This window comes from Pyxidicoccus sp. M6 (assembly GCF_055568925.1).
In genome coordinates this window covers 10,201,635-10,216,175 of sequence record NZ_CM145714.1, presented here as the reverse complement: position 1 = coordinate 10,216,175, position 14,541 = coordinate 10,201,635, and the positions used below count along the sequence as shown (strand labels likewise).

The window sequence follows — 14,541 nt, the reverse complement described above, 5'->3', positions numbered from 1 at the left end:
AAAGGCACCGTGTGAAGCGTCTCGTCCCCGGATTCCTCCTCGCCTGCTTCCTGGCCCTTCCCGGCACCGCGCTGGCGCAGCGCGGCCAGGGCTGGTCCATCCTCGCCGCCGACACGCTGGGGCGGGGCAACACCGCCTTCTCCGGGCAGATTGGCTGGCCCGGCCTCACGCTCGGCCTGCTGCACGGCGGCTCGGAGCGCTTCGACATCGGCGGCAAGTTCACCTTCAACTGGGGCCGCGAGGGCTGGGTCCGCTACACGGACCCCGGCATCAAGTTCCAGGCGTGGATGCGGCTGATGCTGGCGCAGACGGGCAACATCTCCCTGGCGCTCACCTTCCAGCCGGGCCCGTTCTTCTACTTCGACGACGACGACACGGACGTGGGCCTCGCGCTGCCCGTGGGCCTCGTGGTGGGCATCCCCGCCGGCAGCGCCGTCATGGTGAACCTGGGCCTGGACCTGCCCTTCCACGTCTACTTCGGCGAGGGCATCGGCCCGGTGTTCCCCATCCTCGTGGGCGGCGGCCTGGAGTACTTCATCGACCGCAGCCTCGCGGTGAACTTCAACGTCCGGATGGGGCCCTCGCTGATTCCGGACTACGAGGCCACCGAGTTCACCCTGGAAGCCCTCATGGGCGTGGCCTACCGCTTCTAGGCGGCAGGCCCGCCGTCACGGTCGCTACCAGGAGGACGTCTGCTCGGGCAGCTCCACCGTGAAGGTGCTGCCCAGGTTGACGCGGCTCGTAACCGTGAGCCTGCCGCCCATGGCCTCCACCAGGGCGCGGGCCACGGTGAGGCCCAGGCCGGCGCCCTTCTCCGGCGCCTTCGTCGTGTAGTAGGGCTCGAAGACGGCCCCGATTTCGTCCTCGAAGATGCCGATGCCGGTGTCCTTGACGAACATGCGGGGGCCGAAGTCTCCGAAGATGTCCGGCAGCTCCACGCCCACGTGGATGCGGCGCGGGCGGTCCGTCACGTCCTCCACCGCGTCCGCGGCGTTGGCCAGGAGCTCCACCAGCACCTGCTCCAACTGGCGCCGGTTGAAGACCACGGCAATGGGGTCCTCCGGCAGCAGCACCTTCACCTCCGCCGAGCCGAGGCGGCCGGCGACGCGCATCCGCTCCACCACGCCGGGCACCAGGTCGCGCAAATCAAAGCGCTGGATGTCCTTGGGGCTGGTGGGGCCGAGCGACAGCAGGTGCTGGCCGTGCAGCCGCATCTGCTCGCCCGCCACGCCCAGCTTCCTCAGCTCCGCGGCGTCCGGCGGCAGGCCCTGCAGGGCGCGGCTCTGCACGTGCGCCAGGGCGCGCTGCATGTCCTCGCCCACCCGGCCCAGGTTCTGCGCCACGTCCGCCGCCAGCGTGCCCAGGCGCGCCAGCCGCTCCATCTCCACCCAGCGGGTGCGCGGGTCCAACAGCGCTTCCGCGCGCTGGCCGCCCGCCTCGCGGTGGGCCTTCAGCTCCAGCAGGGTGTGGATGCGGACCTTCAGCTCCAGCGGGTCCAGCGGCTCGGTGATGAGCAGATCATCCACGCCCGCTTCCAGCACCTCGCGCCGCGTCTGCCGGTCCGCGCTGGGCGTCAGCATCAGCACCGGCAGCGTCGGGTTGCCGCCCATCTCCGCCTGGAGGCGCCGGTAGGCCGCGAGGCCGTCCGTGCCGGGGCGCTGCACGTCCAGCAGCACCAGGTCCGCCGCCTGCCGGGACGCCGTCGCCGCCGCCCCCTTGCCGCTGGCGGGCAGTACGTCGTAGCCGGCCGGTGAGAGGATGGAGTACAGCCGCTCCATGCCGCCCGACTGCACGTCCACGGCCAGCACTCGGGGCCGGTACGCCGCAGCTGTTCCCGTCGTCTCCAGCATCACGCCACCCCCACCAGGTGACCGGGCAGCGACACCCGGATGTATCCACGCAGACCCTACGGACCGCATACCGGACTGGATGCGACTTCCCCCCCGGAGCCTGCGTCCAGTCCGGTACGCGGTCCGAAACCAGACCCGCACCATGCGAGGCGCGTGCCGGGAGGGGTGGGGGACTTCGATCGCCGTCTGACGGAACGGAGGCGAAAACAACCCTGTAAAGGCGCGGGGTTGTACTGTTGCCTCCAGGGCGGAACCCCCACTGGCGGTGTTGCACACGCGACGGGTGGGGGTCAGTCCTGACCAGGAATCAAAAATGACCCGGGTTCAAAAACACCCCGGCCAATGGACGGGCTTACCGCGACTCCTGCTGGTAGGGCACGCCGAGCGCGGCGGGGGCGTTGCCACGCTGCCCCTGGAGGGTGAGGAGGGCAAGGGTGAGCACGTAGGGGAGGGCCTGCAACACGCCCTGCGGTACGACGTCCAGGAGGCCCGGCGCGCTGGAGGCGAGGCCGATTCTCAGCGCGTCGCCGAAGGTGAAGAAGAGGGCGGCGAGGAAGGCGCCCACGGGCGTCCAGCGGCCGAACACCATGGCGGCCAGGGCGATGAAGCCCAGGCCCGCGGGGGTGTGCTGCTCGAAGCGGCCCAGCACGCACGTGGACAGCACGGCGCCGCCCAGGCCCGCCAGCAGTCCTCCGCCCAGCACCGCGCCCCAGCGCAGCCCCGCGACGCTCAGGCCCAGCGTGGCCACGGCGTGGGGCTTGTCACCCACCGCGCGCAGCCGCAGGCCCAGGGGCGTGCGCGCCAGGAGGCCCTGGAGGGCGAAGGGCAGCACCAGCGCGAAGTACGTGGGCGCGGAGTGGCCGGACAGCGCGCTCAGCACCGGCACGGACTCGAGGCCGGGAATGGCCCAGTGCGAGGGGCCCTCGATGGCCGGCGTGCCGTTGGGGCCGTATTGGGACTCCAGCAGGTAGGTGCCGCCGGCCAGGGCCACGAGGTTGAGGGCGATGCCGGACACCACCTGGTCCGAGCGCCAGCGGATGCTGAGGAAGCCGTGCACCGCGGCCAGCGCTGCGCCCGCGAGCATGCCCATGGCGATGGCCAGGGGCAGGGGCATCTTCAGCGCCGCCACCGCCGCGCAGAAGGCGCCCACTCGCATCATCCCCTCCACGCCCACGGACACCACGCCGGCGCGCTCGGAGAGCACCGCGCCCAGCGCCGCGAAGACGAGCGCGGGCGCCGCGTCCAGGGTGGAGAAGAGCAGCGCGCGGAGAATCTCAAGCACGGGGCACCTCCGCGGTGGACGCGGTGCTGGAGGTGGCGGCGGGCGCGGAGGACTCGCGGCGGCGCAGCAGGGCGAGCCACACCAGGCGGCCGGCGACGAAGAGGAGCGCGAGGCCCTGGATGAGCTCGGGGAAGCTCTTGTGCACGTCGAGCAACTGCATGCGCGTGCCGCCCGCGCGCAGCACGCCGAAGAAGAGCGCGGCCACCAGGGCGCCCAGCGGGTGGTTGTTGCCGATGAGGGCGATGGCGATGCCGTCGAAGCCGTAGGGGGCGCCCAGCGTGCCGGGGTAGCGCCCCTCGGTGCCCAGCACCAGCACCGCGCCCGCCAGGCCCGCCATGGCCCCGGCCAGCGCCATGGCCACGCCGGTGCGACGGACCACGGGGACTCCGGCGGCGCGCGCGGCCTCGGCGCCCAGGCCCACCGCGCGCGTCTCGAAGCCGGAGCGCATGCGCGTCAGCCACAGCCACAGCGCCACCGCGAGCAGCACCGCCAGCGGGAAGCCCAGGTTGAGGCGGGACAGCTCGCCCAGGAGCCGGGGCAGCACGGCGGTGGGCTGGATTTCGGCGGTGCCGGTGATGGACTGGCCGGCCTCGGCCACGCCGCGCAGCGGGCCGATGACGAGCCAGTTGTCCACGAGCCGCAGCGCCACCCAGTTGAGCATGATGGTGGAGATGACCTCGTGCACGCCCCGGTAGAGCTTGAGGAGCGCGGCGAGGCCCGCCCATGCGCCCCCCGCGAGCGCCGCGGCCAGGAGCGCGGCGGGAATGTGCAGCACCGCGGGCAGGGACACGTGGGCACCCACCACGGCGGCGGCCAGCGCGCCGAGAATCATCTGCCCCTGCGCGCCGATGTTGAACAGGCCCACCTTGAAGGCCACCGCCACGGACAGGCCGGTGAGGGTGAGCAGCGCGGCCTTCATCGCGGCCTCGCCCAGGGGACGGGTGATGGCGGTGGCGGCGCCCCCGTCGAAGTAGCTCGGCCAGTTGCCGATGCCACCCCATAACATCTGTAGATAGGCCGCGGTGGCGGTGCCGGGCGTCATCGTCACGGCGATGAGCGCCCAGCACACCACGAGCGCCAGCAGCACGGAGAGCACCGATGGGAGGGCCTGCCTCAGGCGCTCATGCATGACCCGGCTCCGCTCCCAGCATGCGGCGTCCCAGCTCGCGCTCGTCGAACTGCTCGCGCGTGAAGTGGCCCGTCACGCGCCCCTCGAAGAGGACGTAGACGCGGTCCGACAGGGTGAGGACTTCCTCCAGGTCCAGGGACACGAGCAGCACGCCGGCTCCCTGGGCGCGCGCCTCGCGCAGCTTCGCTTGCACGTGGGCCACCGCGCCGATGTCCAGGCCGCGTGTGGGCTGCACCACGACGAGGAGGCGGGGCCTCGCGTCCAGCTCGCGGGCCACGACGACCTTCTGCTGGTTGCCGCCGGACAGGCGCTCCAGCGCCATCGTCGGGTCGGGCGGGCGCACGTCGTACGCGTCGAGCAGGGCGCGCGTGCGCTCGTGGCGCCCGGTGAAGTCAATCCAGGGCCCCTTGGCGAAGGGCGGCCGCGTGTGCCGGCCGAGGGCCACGTTCTCCTCCACGGTGAGGGCCTTCACCACGGCGCGGCGCAGCCGGTCCTCGGGCACGTGGCCCACACCGCGCTCGCGAGCCCGGGCCGGAGTGAGGCCGGCGAGGGGACCTCCGAGCAACGTGCCGCTCCCCGAGGTGAGTGGGCGCAGGCCGGTGAGGACCTCGGCCAGCTCGCGCTGCCCGTTGCCGTCCACGCCCGCGATGCCGACGATTTCGCCCGCGTGCACGGTGAGGTCCACGCCGCGCAGCGCCGGACGGCCATTGTCACCCACGGCCTGGAGCCCGCGCGCTTCGAGGAGGGCTTCGCCCGCGGATGCCACCGGCGACCTCGGGACGGCCATGGCGGGCGGTGGAGCATGCTCCGCCGTGCCCGGCCCGGTCCGGTGCCCTTCACCCACCATGAGGGACGCAAGCTGCCCCACGGTGGTCTCCGACGCGCGCACCTCGGCCACCACGCGCCCCCGGCGCATGACGGCGACGCGGTCCGCCACGCCCAGCACCTCCTTGAGCTTGTGGCTGATGAGCACCACGGTGCGCCCCTGCGCGACGAGGCCTCGCATGACGTGGGCCAGCTCGTCCGACTCCTGCGGCGTGAGCACGGCGGTGGGCTCGTCGAGCACGAGCACCTGCGCCCCCCGATGCAGCGCCTTGACGATTTCCACCTTCTGCTGAGAGCCCACCGTGAGCGTGTCCACGCGGGCACGTGGCTCCAGGTTGAAGCCGAAGCGGGCGCACGTGGCGGCCACCTCGCTGACGGCGCGCTCCAGGTCGAACAGGCCGCGGCGCGTGGGCTCGCGGCCGAGCACCACGTTCTCCGCCACCGTGAGCGTGGGCACGAGCATGAAGTGCTGGTGCACCATGCCGATGCCCCGGGCAATCGCGTCGCGCGGGCTCTTGAAGCGCACGGGCTGCCCGTCCACGGACAGCTCGCCCTGGTCCGGCTGGTAGAGCCCGTACAGGACGTTCATCAGGCTCGTCTTGCCCGCGCCGTTCTCGCCCACCACGGCGAGCAGCTCGCCCGCGCGCACGTCGAGCGACGCGTCCTCCAGCGACACGCAGTTGCCGAAGGCCTTTCGGATGTGCCGGAGGGAAATCAGGGCGCGGCAGCCTGGAAGGAGACGAGGTCCGCGTGCACCGCCGGCACCTGGAGCTGCCCGGAGATGATGCGCTGGCGCAGCGCCTCCACCTTCTGCAGCGCCTCGGCCTTGCCGGGGAAGTCCAGTCGCACGTCGGCCATGCCCACGCCGTTCTCCTTGAGTCCGAGCACCTGGTCACCCGCGGAGAACTTCCCGTCCACGAGGTCCTTCGTCGCCTGGTAGATGGCCAGGTCGGTGTACTTCATCATCGACGTGAGGATGGCGTCCGGCGCCACGTGCGACTGGTCCGAGTCCACGCCAATCGCATACACGTTCTTCCCTGCCGCGCGCGCCTCCTTCACCGCCTGGATGACGCCGATGCCATCCGCGCCCGCCGCGTGGAAGAGGATGTCCGCGCCCTTGGCGATGAGGTCCTGCGCCACCTGCTTGCCCGCGGCCATGTTGTTGAAGCTGCCCGTGTAGACGGCCATGAGCGACTGGGCGGCCTGGGGGTTGGTCGTCTTCACGCCCGCGCGGTAGCCCACCTCGAAGCGCTGGATGAGGGGCACCTCGATGCCGCCCACGAAGCCCACCTTGCCCGTCTTCGTCACCAGACCGGCCAGCGCGCCCACGAGGAAGCTGCCCTCGTGCTCCTTGAACAGCACGGTGCGCACGTTGGGCAGCTTCAGCACCTTGCCCTGCGCGTCCAGCACCTCGCTGTCGATGAGCAGGAATTGGGACTTGGGGTTCTCCTGCGCGGCGGTGCGCACGGCGTTGGCCAGCATGTAGCCGTTGCCGATGGTGAGCTTCGCGCCCTGGTCCACGAGGAGCTGGAGGTTGGGGGCGTAGTCCTCCTGCGCCTTGCTCTGGAGCACCATGGGCTTCACGGGCAGGGGCTGGATGGTGGAGGCGATGGACGACAGGTAGGGCGGGAGGGACTGGCGGACCTCGTCGGGCGAGGCGTCCACGTACTTGCCGCCCTCATAGCGCTTGCCTGCCGCGTACAGCTCCAGACCGCGCAGCGCGGCATCGTTGAAGGAGTGGTCACCGCGCCCGCCCACGTCGATGACGAGCCCCACGGGGATGGGGGCGGCCTTGGTCGGCTGCTGGGCGGCGGCGCTGCCCTGGGCAGCGGCAGGGGGCGTTTCTTCCTTCTTCGAACACGCGCACAGGAGGGCGGCGAGGGCCAGGACGTGGAGACGGAGCATCATGGGCCGCTATCTAGCAGATGAAGCCCGGGCTTTCCCTTTCCCGGAGTGCATGGGGGGCCGTGTTCCTGCTATGGGCAGGGCCGTGCAACCCTACGAGCTCATCAAGGCAAAGCGGGATGGAGGCCGGCTGGACCCGGCGGACATCCGCGCGTTCATCCAGGCATACACGGCGGGGACGGTGGCGGACTACCAGATGGCCGCCATGTGCATGGCCATCTTCTTCAAGGGACTCGACTCCAAGGAGCTGGGCGCCTGGGCGCGCGCCATGCTGGAGTCCGGCGAGGTCCTCGATTTGTCGGACACGCCGGCCGTGAAGGTGGACAAGCACTCGACGGGCGGGGTGGGGGACAAGGTGTCGCTCAGCCTGGCGCCGTTGGCGGCCGCGTGCGGCGTGCCGGTGCCGATGATTTCGGGCCGAGGCCTGGGCCACACGGGCGGGACGCTGGACAAGCTGGAGTCCATTCCGGGCTTCAACGTCAACCTGCCCACGTCCGAGTACCGGCGGCTGGTGCGCGAGGTGGGCTGCTGCCTGATTGGGCAGACGGCGCAGGTGGCTCCGGCGGACAAGAAGCTCTACGCGCTGCGCGACGTGACGGCGACGGTGGACTGCATCCCGCTGATTGCCTCCTCCATCATGAGCAAGAAGCTGGCGGAGGGCATCGACGCGCTGGTGCTGGACGTGAAGGTGGGCAGCGGCGCCTTCATGAAGCGCGACGAGGACGCGCGGCTCCTGGCGCGGACCATGATTGGCCTGGGCGCGGAGATGGGGAAGAAGGTGGTGGCGCTCCTCACGGACATGGACCAGCCGCTGGGCCGCAAGGTGGGCAACGCGCTGGAGGTGATGGAGGCGGTGGACATGCTCCGCGGCGAGGCTCCGGATGACTACACGGAGATCACCTACGCGCTGACGGCGGAGATGCTGGTGCTGGGGAAGAAGGCGGCGACGGTGGACGAGGCGCGCGAGAAGCTGCGCAAGGTGGTGGAGGACGGGAGCGCCGTGCGGAAGTTGAAGGAAATCGTCCAGGTGCAGGGTGGAGACCCGCGCGCGATTGATGACTACTCCCTGCTGCCGCAGGCGAAGTCGACGGTGGACGTGGTGGCGCCGCGCGACGGGTGGGTGACCGCGATTGACACCGAGGGCGTGGGCCTGGCGGGTGTGGCGCTGGGGGCAGGGCGGCAGCGGGTGGACAGCAAGATCGACCCGGCCGTGGGCTTCACGCTGCTGAAGAAGACGGGCGAGAAGGTTGCGAAGGGCGAGCCGGTGGTGCGCGTGCACTACAACGACGCGGGCCCGGTGGAGGGCGTGAAGGCGCGCCTGCTGGCCGCGTACAGGTTCGGGGATGCGGCGCCCGTGGCTCGGCCGTTGGTGCGGGAGCGGGTGGAGTAGTTCCCGCTGCTCTGTGTCGTGCTAGATGCGCGGGGCATGATCGACCACGTCATGCTCCGAGTGAGGGACTACGCCGCGTCGAGGCGCTTCTACGACGCGGTGCTGGGGACGCTGGGCTACCGGATGGTCATGGACTTCGGTGACCGGGGTGGCTACGGCGACTCGCGCAAGCCGTACTTCTGGATTGGCACGTCGCAGGAGCCGCATCCGCGCACGCACATCGCCTTCATGGCGAAGGACCGCGCGGCGGTGGATGCGTTCCATGCGAAGGCCCTGGAATTGGGCGCGAAGAGCGACGGCGCGCCGGGCCTGCGCTCGCACTACCACCCGAACTACTACGGGGCGTTCGTCATCGACCCGGACGGGCACAACATCGAAGCGGTGTGCCACACGCCGTAGGCCTGTTCCCAGGTCTGGTCAGACGCTGTCGCGGCCACACGTCCCTGGCGCGCCGCCAACGAAGGGAAGCGCGCCATGGGGAACGAGGTCGAGACCGAGCTGAAGTGCCTCAAGTGTGGAGGCCCGCTCGGAGAGTCCACGGTCGAAGGGGGCATCGTCTCCACCCCGTGTCTCTCGTGCGGCTATGTGATGCAGGGGATCTACTGTGCGGCCATCGAGCCGCAGCCCCTCTGGAACATCCGCATCCGCTGGCGGGGCAAGGGGCCGACGCTGAAGGAAGCGGCCCTCTTGCGGCAGTTCCTTCCCGGGCATTGGCGCTACGCCATCCAGGAGGTGCGCGACATGTACGCGAGCTCCACGGAGTGGTCGGAGCGCATGCTCTCGAAGGACATGATGCTCCAGCTCCGAGCGGCCGCGGAGGCCCGGGGCTTCCAGGTGGAGACAGAAGAGGAGGGGAAGTACGTCCCCGAGCTCCGATTGCCCCTGGAGCCCGGCAGCTTCTACGGGGCCCGGTTCAGTCCCTCGTTCCACGAGAAGGGCCTCATCTCCGCGACCTTCAGCGCGTCCGGTGACACGGTGACCATCGCCAGCGAGCACGGTGCGATGCCCTCGGAGACCGTGGCCATCCCCACGGAGAGGGGCCTGCGGTTCCTCGACGAAATCGCGGCGCTGGATCCGCTGGGCATCCCCGATGCGTGGGAGATGGGCCTGGATGGCATGAGCGTGAGATGCCTCATCCGTCAGGAGGGCGGTACCCGGGTCTTCAGCGCCTGGAGCCCCGACCCCGAGCGCTTTCCCAGGCAGCACGGCTTCAACCTGGCGCTCTACCGGCTCGCCACGGACCTGGCGCGCGAGCCCGTGCTCATCGAGTTCCTGGAGAACCTCCACAGGTATCTTCAGGCCGGGCTGCCCGTGAAGGTCTTCGAGGGCACACCTCGTCGCATCCGATTCTTCGGCACGGTGTCGAGCCTGGAGGCCGAGGCACTGGACACGTTCTTCGCTTCGCTTCCTCCCGAGGAGCCCCTCCTGATGGACCTCTCGGGCCTCCACCGCATGGGCACGGTGCTCCACCCGCGCTTCGTCCGATTCCACGCGCGACCCGGGCGCACGGCGTGGTGGGTGAACAAGGCGGCCTTGCTCCACCTGACCGAGGCTGGGCTCCCGGCGGACTGCCTGCACTCGGACCTGGAGTCGGCGCTCGCGGCCTTGAGCGCGCCCTGACGCATCCATTGCTTCACCCCGTTCCCGGAACGCGCCATAACGGGCACGGCCATGAACCAGGGCGCAGCGCTGTACATCCATCCGGGCGTGAAGGTCCGGCCGTGCGAGTGGGGCTACGGCGTCTTCACCGACGAGCTCATCCCCGCCGGAGAGCTCATCGAGGAGTGTCACTACCTCAAGGTGCTCCACAAACACGCGCGGATGCCGCCGCTCGACGACTACGTCTTCCAGATCAAGTGGGGCGAGAAGGAGGAGCACCGCGAGGGGGACTGGGTCGCGCTCGTGATGGGCTACGGGATGATCTACAACCACTCCCAGGAGCCCAACGCCGCGTACTACCGCGCCGTGGACCGCGACCTCTTCTGCTTCTACGCCACGCGCGACATCCACCCTGGCGAGCAGATCTGCATCAGCTACGGCGAGGACTGGTGGAAGTCCCGGGGCCAGAAGGTCCCCGAGTGACGCCCCGGTTCATCCGGGCTGCATAGCACCGTCCGGGTTGTGCCATGACGCAGGGCGTGGCCCCTTGACACCCCCGGTACAAGGCCCCTGGCCCCTCCCTTCGGACCCCCCATGCATTTCGGCGCCTCCTGTCGGGAAAGGTCCGCGTATGATGCGCCGACGATGCACTGTGACGAACGGGCGGAGGCCTCGGTGGGGGCCTCCGCGATTCATTTCCAGCACGAGGCTGGACTCCCTGTCGGCGGACAGCCGCCGTCCCTCGCGGACGTGGCCGGGCCGGCCTGCCGGGTGACGGCGGTGTCCAAGCCGTCCCCGGGGCACATTCTTCCGGCGGTGGCGCGAGCATGAGCGGCAGGGAGGCAACGGCGATGGCCGAGAGGAACGACTCGATGAGCAGCAAGGCCGAGGACCGGCGCGACTCTCCCCGGGTGCCCATGCGCTTGAAGGTGCGCCGGGCGGGAAGCTCGGAGGACTTCGAGACGCGGGACGGGGACTTGTCCCTGGGGGGCTGCGCCTGGCAGGGCACCGGCCTGGAGGCGGGCGCGAAGGTGGAGATCCGCTTCAAGCTCCCCATCCTCCCCGACGAGGTGGAGGCCAACGGCGAGGTGCTCCACGTGACGAACGGCCCCCAGGGCCCGCTCGCGCATGTGCGTTTCATGGAGCTGCCGGTGGAGGCCGAGCTGGCCATTGCCCGTCACCTGGATGACGTGGTGGCGCAGGGCGGCGGCACCCGCTAGGCCCACGCGGCCTGGCGATTCACGGAGGCGTCATGGCGGATGACATTCCCTGGGAGCGCCTGTTCGAGGAGGCCGCGCGGGTCCGCTCGCGCGCGCACGTGCCGTACTCGCGCTTCCCCGTCGGCGCCGCCGTCCTCTACGCCGACGGCGCGGTGGTGGCCGGCTGCAACGTGGAGAACGCCACCTACGGCCTCACCGTCTGCGCCGAGCGCAACGCCTTCGCCGCCGGCGTGGCCCAGGGCCACGACAAGCCGGTGGCCGTGGCCATCGTCGTGGACACGCCGGAGCCGTGCCCGCCGTGTGGCATGTGCCGGCAGGTGATGGCCGAGTTCGGTCCGCCGGGCCTGCCCGTGCGCAGCCGCACCCCGAAGGGCGGCGAGGCCCGCTACAGCCTGGGCGAGCTGCTGCCGCACGCCTTCACGAAGGACTTCCTCTAGAAAGAGACTCGAGCACCCCCGTGGATCTGCTCCTGACTGGCGGCACCGTGGTGACGATGAACCGCGAGCGCGAGGTGCTCGTGGCGGCGGACGTGCTCGTCCAGGACGGGCGCATCGCGAAGGTGGGGCGCGGCCTCAAGGCCCGAGGCACGAAGCGGGTGCTGGACGTGACGGGGAAGGTGGTGCTGCCCGGCCTCATCCACGGCCACCTGCATGCCTGCCAGACGCTCTTCCGCGGCCGCGCGGACGGGCTGGAGCTGTTGGACTGGCTGCGCGAGCGCATCTGGCCCTTCGAGGCCTCGCACGACGCGGCGTCCATGCGCGCGTCCGCGGACCTGACCTTCGCGGAGCTCATCCGCTCGGGTTCCACGGCGGCGCTCGACATGGGCAGCGTGCACCACTACGACGCCGTCTTCGAGTCCGCGCGCGACTGCGGCTTCCGGCTGGTGGGTGGCAAGGCGATGATGGACGCGGGCGCCGCCGTGCCCGAGGGGTTGCGCGAAACCACCACCGAGTCGCTGGCCCACAGCCTCGCGCTGATGGAGCGCTGGCACGGCAAGCACGACGGGCGGCTGCGCTACGCCTTCTGCCCGCGCTTCGTCCTCTCCTGCACGCCGGAATTGCTGCGTGAGGTGGCGAAGCTCGGTCGCGAGCACGGCGTGCGCATCCACACGCACGCCAGTGAGAATGCAAAGGAGACGGAGGCGGTGCGCCAGTACACCGGCGGCCAGGACAACGTCGCCTTCTTCCACACGGTGGGCCTGTCCGGCCCGCACGTGACGCTGGCCCACTGCGTGTGGCTGTCCCAGGAGGAGCAGGACATCCTCCGCGACACGCGCACCGTGGTGTGCCACTGCCCCGGCTCCAACCTCAAGCTGGCGTCCGGCATCGCCAAGGTGCCCGAGCTGCTGGAGGACGGCGTCGCGGTGGCGCTCGGCGCGGATGGCGCGCCCTGCAACAACACGCTCGACATCTTCCACGAGATGCGGCTCGCGTCCGTGCTCCACAACCCCCGCGTCGGGCCGCGCGCCATGACGCCCATGCGCGTGCTGGAGATGGCCACGGTGCACGGCGCGCGGGCGCTCGGGCTGGAGGACGAGGTGGGCTCGCTCGAAGTGGGCAAGCGCGCGGACATCACCGTGGTGGACGTGAGCGGCCTGCACATGGGCCCCACCGCCGAGGACGTGCTGGCCCCGCTGGTCCACTCCGCGCGCGGCAGCGACGTGGTGCACGTGGTCATCGACGGCAAGCCGGTGCTGAAGGACGGCGTGCTCACCACGCTGGATGCGCCCTCGGTGCTGGCCAGCGCCAACGCGCACGTGGAGCGCATCCTCCGGCGCCGCAAGCGCGCGCGGGGCTGAAGGCCCGCGCTCAGTTCGGCAGCCGCACCACGAAGGACGTGGACCAGCCGGGCGTGTCCTCCACCGCGAGCTGGCCGCCATGTGCCTCGGCGGCCAGGCGCGAGAAGTAGAGCCCCAGCCCGTAGCCGCGGCGGCTGTCCTTCTCCGCCTCGCCCTGGATGTACTTGTCGAAGATGCGGGTGCGCGTCTCCGGCGGAATCGGCGGGCCGTCGTTGCGCACCGCCAGCCAGCGGCACTGCGAGTCCGTGCCCGCCTCCAGCCGCACCCGCCCGCCCGTGGGCGCGTACCTCAGCGCATTGTTGGCCAGGTTCTCCACCACGCGCACCAGCAGCTCCGAGTCGCCCATCACCTCCAGCTCCGGGGGCGCCGCCACGTCCAGCGTCAGCCGGCGCGCGCGGGCCACGCCGTCCAGGGAGCGCCGCACCTCCTCCAGCAGGTTCGCCGCCGGGAAGGCCACCTTGCGCGGCTCCAGTCGGCCCTCCTCCAGGCGCGGCACGTCGAGCAGGTCGGAAATCATCCGGTCCAACCGCGCGGTGACGGCCAGGCCCGTCTGCACGGCCTCCCCGAGCACGCCCTTGCCGCCCGGCACCTCCTGCTCCATCCACGACAGCGTCATCGTCAGCGCGGACAGCGGCGAGCGCAGGTCATGCACGAGGAACTGGGTGAGCTGCTCCTTGTCGCGCTGCAGGGCCTGGAGCTGGTCGTTCCTCGCCTGCGCGTCGCCGAGCATCCGTTCGATGGTGCGCCGCGCCTCCTCCACGTCCTGGAAGCGACGGGCCTCCAGCGCGCGGTCTACCTCTGCGTGAGACAGCGCCACCGCGAGCTGCCGCAGCCGGCCGGTGCCGTAGTGGCTCGCCGCCGCCACCATGACGAGCACCACCAGGGCGATGGCCACCGCGCCCCAGCCCACGCCCGCCTGCCGCATCAGCGCGGCCTGCGCCACCCACGCCAGCAGCGCCGTGCCGTAGACGACACTCCGCCGCAGTGTCAGCCCGCTCAGCCCCACCACCAGCGCGAAGAGGCCCAGGCTGAAGCCCGCCACGCCGGACGGGAAGGGCGAGTGCGGCATCGCAACGTGTTGGAGCCAGTACACCAGCCCCACGTCCACCGGCGCCTGCACCACGCCCAGCCACCGCGCCACGGGCCGCTTGCGCAGCACGTACAGCGCCCCCGCGACGAGCAGGTACGCCGCCAGCACGGGCGGGTATGTCGCCCAGTCCGCGCCGCCCGACAGCCACAGCACCGTGCTGAGCCCGAGGAAGACGGTGGTGCCCACCAGCCGCACCGCCGCGCCCGCGCCCAGCACGCTGCGCCGCTGGGCCTCCACCGCCCGCGTCAGCGCGTCATCAAAAGAGCTCGGGGGCGGGGAGGGGGACACGTCATCCTGGGTTTTCCCTGCTTCCTCCCCGACGGGCAAGCCTCAAGCTCGCACCGCAGGGCAGCCGGGCGGCGCTGCGCACGGGCGCCGGGGGCCTTCCCACCGGCCGTCCGTGCGTGATTTTCAGGCGTCAGGCAATGAGCTTAGGTAGGAGCGCGTAGCAGT

General features: G+C 71.0%; 14 protein-coding genes. 8 read left to right on the top strand and 6 right to left on the bottom strand.

Annotation, left to right across the window (positions count from 1 at the left end; all coding sequences use genetic code 11):
- The first annotated feature begins 11 nt into the window (after positions 1-11).
- Positions 12-653, top strand: coding sequence for a hypothetical protein (locus ACVTJA_RS40130; RefSeq protein ID WP_465828381.1), 642 nt, complete (start codon positions 12-14; stop codon positions 651-653).
- Between the two features lie 24 nt (positions 654-677).
- Here the strand turns inward: ACVTJA_RS40130 and ACVTJA_RS40125 are convergent, their stop codons facing one another.
- From ACVTJA_RS40125 to ACVTJA_RS40105, 5 genes are all read right to left on the bottom strand, one after another.
- A complete protein-coding gene (locus ACVTJA_RS40125) occupies positions 678-1,850 on the bottom strand; it encodes a hybrid sensor histidine kinase/response regulator (protein WP_465840640.1) in 1,173 nt (390 codons plus the stop codon).
- Between the two features lie 352 nt (positions 1,851-2,202).
- A complete protein-coding gene (locus tag ACVTJA_RS40120; RefSeq protein ID WP_465828379.1) occupies positions 2,203-3,132 on the bottom strand; it encodes an ABC transporter permease in 930 nt (309 codons plus the stop codon).
- A complete protein-coding gene (locus ACVTJA_RS40115) occupies positions 3,125-4,261 on the bottom strand; it encodes an ABC transporter permease (protein ID WP_465828377.1) in 1,137 nt (378 codons plus the stop codon). Before ACVTJA_RS40115 ends, ACVTJA_RS40120 begins: the two co-directional genes overlap by 8 nt.
- The gene (locus tag ACVTJA_RS40110) at positions 4,254-5,735 is read right to left on the bottom strand and encodes an ABC transporter ATP-binding protein (RefSeq protein ID WP_465840639.1); all 1,482 of its coding nucleotides are present in this window, start codon (positions 5,733-5,735) and stop codon (positions 4,254-4,256) included. Before ACVTJA_RS40110 ends, ACVTJA_RS40115 begins: the two co-directional genes overlap by 8 nt.
- A gap of 65 nt (positions 5,736-5,800) precedes the next feature.
- Positions 5,801-6,994, bottom strand: coding sequence for a BMP family lipoprotein (locus ACVTJA_RS40105; protein WP_465828376.1), 1,194 nt, complete (start codon positions 6,992-6,994; stop codon positions 5,801-5,803).
- Between the two features lie 82 nt (positions 6,995-7,076).
- On the opposite strand from ACVTJA_RS40105, the gene ACVTJA_RS40100 reads away from it, so the two are divergent.
- The 7 genes from ACVTJA_RS40100 to ACVTJA_RS40070 all read left to right on the top strand — a co-directional run bounded on the left by ACVTJA_RS40100 (position 7,077) and on the right by ACVTJA_RS40070 (position 12,998).
- On the top strand, positions 7,077-8,381 hold the full coding sequence (locus ACVTJA_RS40100; protein ID WP_465828375.1) for a thymidine phosphorylase: 1,305 nt from the start codon (positions 7,077-7,079) through the stop codon (positions 8,379-8,381).
- Positions 8,382-8,417: 36 nt separating this feature from the next.
- Positions 8,418-8,780, top strand: coding sequence for a VOC family protein (locus ACVTJA_RS40095; RefSeq protein WP_465828373.1), 363 nt, complete (start codon positions 8,418-8,420; stop codon positions 8,778-8,780).
- A 75-nt stretch (positions 8,781-8,855) separates the two neighbouring features.
- Positions 8,856-10,001, top strand: a complete 1,146-nt coding sequence (locus ACVTJA_RS40090) for a hypothetical protein (RefSeq protein ID WP_465828371.1) — start codon at positions 8,856-8,858, stop codon at positions 9,999-10,001.
- Positions 10,002-10,052: 51 nt separating this feature from the next.
- Positions 10,053-10,463 (top strand): SET domain-containing protein-lysine N-methyltransferase, encoded by a 411-nt coding sequence (locus ACVTJA_RS40085; protein ID WP_465828370.1) that lies wholly within the window; start codon positions 10,053-10,055, stop codon positions 10,461-10,463.
- Positions 10,464-10,831: 368 nt separating this feature from the next.
- Complete coding sequence (locus ACVTJA_RS40080; protein ID WP_465828368.1) at positions 10,832-11,200, top strand: PilZ domain-containing protein; 369 nt, start codon at positions 10,832-10,834, stop codon at positions 11,198-11,200.
- 32 nt (positions 11,201-11,232) lie between these two features.
- Positions 11,233-11,637: a cytidine deaminase gene (locus ACVTJA_RS40075; RefSeq protein WP_465828365.1), complete on the top strand. Its 405-nt coding sequence runs from the start codon at positions 11,233-11,235 to the stop codon at positions 11,635-11,637.
- A gap of 20 nt (positions 11,638-11,657) precedes the next feature.
- Positions 11,658-12,998: a 5'-deoxyadenosine deaminase gene (locus ACVTJA_RS40070; protein ID WP_465828362.1), complete on the top strand. Its 1,341-nt coding sequence runs from the start codon at positions 11,658-11,660 to the stop codon at positions 12,996-12,998.
- A gap of 10 nt (positions 12,999-13,008) precedes the next feature.
- Here ACVTJA_RS40070 and ACVTJA_RS40065 read toward each other — a convergent pair whose 3' ends face one another.
- Entirely contained in the window at positions 13,009-14,376 is a 1,368-nt protein-coding gene (locus tag ACVTJA_RS40065) for an ATP-binding protein (RefSeq protein WP_465828359.1), read from the bottom strand.
- Positions 14,377-14,541 lie beyond the last annotated feature (165 nt).

Excerpts from the sequence above, each read along its gene's own strand:
- ACVTJA_RS40125 (WP_465840640.1), bottom strand. The coding sequence starts at position 1,850 with ATGCTGGAGACGACGGGAACAGCTGCGGCGTACCGGCCCCGAGTGCTG.
- ACVTJA_RS40115 (WP_465828377.1), bottom strand. The coding sequence starts at position 4,261 with ATGCATGAGCGCCTGAGGCAGGCCCTCCCATCGGTGCTCTCCGTGCTG.
- ACVTJA_RS40105 (WP_465828376.1), bottom strand. The coding sequence starts at position 6,994 with ATGATGCTCCGTCTCCACGTCCTGGCCCTCGCCGCCCTCCTGTGCGCG.
- ACVTJA_RS40095 (WP_465828373.1), top strand. The coding sequence starts at position 8,418 with ATGATCGACCACGTCATGCTCCGAGTGAGGGACTACGCCGCGTCGAGG.
- ACVTJA_RS40090 (WP_465828371.1), top strand. The coding sequence starts at position 8,856 with ATGGGGAACGAGGTCGAGACCGAGCTGAAGTGCCTCAAGTGTGGAGGC.
- ACVTJA_RS40085 (WP_465828370.1), top strand. The coding sequence starts at position 10,053 with ATGAACCAGGGCGCAGCGCTGTACATCCATCCGGGCGTGAAGGTCCGG.
- ACVTJA_RS40080 (WP_465828368.1), top strand. The coding sequence starts at position 10,832 with ATGGCCGAGAGGAACGACTCGATGAGCAGCAAGGCCGAGGACCGGCGC.
- ACVTJA_RS40075 (WP_465828365.1), top strand. The coding sequence starts at position 11,233 with ATGGCGGATGACATTCCCTGGGAGCGCCTGTTCGAGGAGGCCGCGCGG.